Source organism: Mycobacterium sp. E735 (assembly GCF_001666955.1).
In the GTDB taxonomy this organism is placed as follows: domain Bacteria; phylum Actinomycetota; class Actinomycetes; order Mycobacteriales; family Mycobacteriaceae; genus Mycobacterium.
This window is the reverse complement of sequence record NZ_LZIX01000293.1, coordinates 1-3037: the sequence shown is the minus strand read 5'-3', so window position 1 is coordinate 3037 and position 3037 is coordinate 1. Positions and strand designations below refer to the sequence as shown.

At 68.5% G+C, this 3037-nt stretch carries 4 protein-coding genes; 1 reads left to right on the top strand and 3 read right to left on the bottom strand.

All coding sequences use genetic code 11. The features are described 5' to 3' along the window. Positions 1–63: 63 nt before the first annotated feature. The 3 genes from A5704_RS24205 to A5704_RS24195 all read right to left on the bottom strand — a co-directional run bounded on the left by A5704_RS24205 (position 64) and on the right by A5704_RS24195 (position 2681). Positions 64–1251, bottom strand: a complete 1188-nt coding sequence (locus tag A5704_RS24205; RefSeq protein ID WP_156737749.1) for a condensation domain-containing protein — start codon at positions 1249–1251, stop codon at positions 64–66. Positions 1252–1401: 150 nt separating this feature from the next. Continuing rightward, positions 1402–2058 carry an enoyl-CoA hydratase-related protein gene (locus A5704_RS24200; protein WP_067891474.1) on the bottom strand — a complete coding sequence of 219 codons (657 nt, stop codon included), beginning with the start codon at positions 2056–2058 and terminating at the stop codon, positions 1402–1404. Next, complete coding sequence (locus A5704_RS24195) at positions 2055–2681, bottom strand: TetR/AcrR family transcriptional regulator (RefSeq protein ID WP_067891471.1); 627 nt, start codon at positions 2679–2681, stop codon at positions 2055–2057. The genes A5704_RS24200 and A5704_RS24195 overlap by 4 nt, the downstream gene beginning before the upstream one ends. Before the next feature lie 119 nt (positions 2682–2800). On the opposite strand from A5704_RS24195, the gene A5704_RS24190 reads away from it, so the two are divergent. Continuing rightward, a complete protein-coding gene (locus A5704_RS24190; RefSeq protein ID WP_067891468.1) occupies positions 2801–3010 on the top strand; it encodes a three-helix bundle dimerization domain-containing protein in 210 nt (69 codons plus the stop codon). The last annotated feature ends 27 nt before the right edge of the window (positions 3011–3037 follow it).

Below are 3037 nucleotides of genomic sequence, written 5' to 3'. Positions count from 1 at the left end.
ACGTCGCGACGGGAAATGGGTCCCGGCCGGCCGGGGCGGTCAGTCACCGCGCGATGGTAACAATCAGCGCTCCTGCACGGCAGCCAGCAGGGCGTCGCCGACGCTCTTCAGGAAGGTCGCCGGCACGCTGTAGCCGCAGGTCGTCATCCGCAGCCTGCCCTCGAAGGTGGTGATGCCGGTGACGTACTCGCCCTCGGTCTGGCTTTGCACCACCGGGCCCCACACCGCCGTGGGCCGCAGCGCGCCCGAGCGGTCGAGGTTCTGCACGCCGAGGTTCGTGACGATCATCTCGAACGGGCAGACGCGGCTGAACAGTTCTTCGGCGTGGTCGACTTCGGCGTCGACCGCGATCGCTTCCGAGACGGCTTGCGAGGCGGTGCGGATTCCACGCGCCGACCGCGCGACGTCGAGGTGTGCGGTGGTCGCGCGGGCCTGCTCCCAGAACGAAACACCATCCCAGGGCGACAGGCCGGTCCAGGTCGATTGGATGAAGAGGCCGCAGTCGCCGCCGACGCCTATCAGCCCCCGGAAGTTGATCGGGTTGAGCACTCGCACAAAGTCTTCGCCACGCACGGCGGCCCGGACGCGGCACATCGCGACGACCAGCGCCGCGTGCACGGTGGTGCGTTCCTCGCGGCATCGCTGGGCCAGCAGCGCGGTGTCCACTTCCGCCATCGCCATGGTGTGCACGTTGGTCGGGGCGCCGTCGAACGGGCGGATGGCGCTGGGCACCCGCATGCGTGGATCGTCGGGCAGCTCCAGCGGCGCGATCTCGCCCAGCGTGCGGGCGACAAGGTCCTCCTGGGCTTGGGGCACAGGCAGATTGGGCAGGTCCGCGCCGTTGAGCGCGGCAACGACATCCTTGAGCACCAGCACCGAGGAAATCCCGTCGGCGAGCGTGTGGTCAAACGTCAGCACCAGCGCACTGCCGGTTCGCCCCTGCAGCAGCGACGCGCGCATCAGCGGAGCACGCGAGCGGTCGAATGGCCGGCTGAGCTCGTCCGCCGCGACGGGCTCCCACGACTCGGCGCGGTGGACGGTCAGGGTGATCGGTGGGACGGTGGCGGCGCGGTAGAAGCCGAGCCGCGAGCCGGGCTGGTCCTCAACGTGTGCGGACAACAAGGGATGTCGTCGTTGCGCGGCGGCCAGCGCAGGCCTCACCTTGTTTGCGGTGAGTACTTGGTCGAACTCGGCAACGAGCGAGAAGTGTGTCGGATTGCGTTCGCTGTAGCGATAGAAGAGCCGTTCCATGGCACCGATGGGGCGAATAAATTGTGCTGCGATCACCAAGTCTCCAAACGTCTTTGAGGCACTGCGACACACTGCAGACGGCCGCCGGCGACGTTTGGTTCAGCACGGTGCGCGAAATCGGTTGAGCGTTAACGCAAATGTCACGCGGGCTCAGAGGTCGGTCAACGCCCGGGCCGCGGCGCGGAACATGGTCTGCTTGATCGCCCCCAGCGTGCCGGGGTCCTTGCCGCCCAGCGGGCGCAGCAGGTCGGTCGCCGCGGCGGTCACCTCGGCCTCGGCAGCGGTCGCGTCGACGATGCCGAATTCGGCGGCCTCCTCCCCGCCGAACCGGCGCCCGGTCGTCATCGAGGCCACCGCGGCGCGGGGCGTGAGCTTGGCCTGGATCAGGGCGGCCATGCCGTCGGTGAACGGGATGCGGATGTCGACCTCGGGGAAGCAGAAGAACCCGCGGTCGGCGCGCATCACCCGCACGTCGTGGGCCATCGCGAGCATGGCGCCGGCGCCGAAGGCGTGCCCGGTCACCGCGGCGGCCGTCGGCATCGGGTAGGTGAGGACGCGGGCCAGCAGGGCCTGCACCCGCGCGACGTAGGACTGGGTCTGGCCGGGGTGAGCGCCCAGCCAGTCCAGGTCCAGGCCGTTGGTATAGAACTTGCCGCTCGCGGTGGTGACCAGGCCCTGCGCACCGGCCTGCTGAATTTCGTCGAGCTGCCCGTCGATCGCGTCGAGAAACTCTGGGGAGAAACGGTTCTCGTCCTCGCCGAGGCGCAGAATCGCGATCTTGTCGTCCCAACTCAGTGTCGGCGTCATGTCGTGGCCCTTTCTCTGGTCCTGCCTCGGGGTGCCCCGAGGTCGAGCACGGCGACGACCGCCGCGCGCAGGCGTTCCCGCGCATCGGGGTCGTCGATCCGGTTGCGGCGCAACAGGATCGCGGTCGGTAGGTCGACGATGCAGGTCGTGATGACGTCGACGGCCGCGGCGTCCTTGCGGTCCCACAGGCGGCGGGACAGCCGGATCATCGTCTCCACCAGCAGCCGGTCCAGGTCACGCAATTGGGTGGCGATGTCGGGCGGCATCTCCGGACCCAACAGCTCGTCGCGGCGCACCGTCAGCAGAAGTTGCGACGACTCGGGGTGGGTTTCGGCGAAGACGGCCGGCGCCTCGGCCGCCGCCACCACGGCGGCGACGCCGTCTTGGTCGGGGGCGGAGTCGATCAATTCGCTTTGGGCGCTGAGGAATCGGTGCCCGGCCCGCAGCCAGGCGCGCCCGACGAGGCCCGCCCGCGACCCGAACGTGTGGTACAGCGCGCCGTTGGATACGCCGATCGCGTCACTGATCGCGCGAATCGTGACCGACGCCGGCCCGGAGCGCACCGCCAGCCGTTCGACGGCATCCAGGATCCGGTCCTGGTCGTGAACGCGGGGGCGTGGCATGCCGCCATAGTAACAGAGCGATCGCTCTATTATGGGTTTACGTGATCGCAGCAACCGCTTAACGCGCTCGGCGGTTGAAACCCGTTTGACAGCGAGCGCCGACCGGGAACCCCCTGCTCATGGGTAAGGTCACTCAGGTCAACGAAGAAGCGCTGTTGGCGGACCTCGGCCGGCAACTCATCGGTGAGTTCCCGCGCATCCCGGCGGAGGTCGTCGACGCGCTCATCCGCGAAGAGCATGCCCGGTTCACACACAGCCGCGTACGGGATTTCGTTCCGTTGTTCGTGGAGAAGCACACCCGCGAGCAACTCAGGCACCGGTCGAACTAGCTACTTCAGGTTGAATGCCGCCCGCGA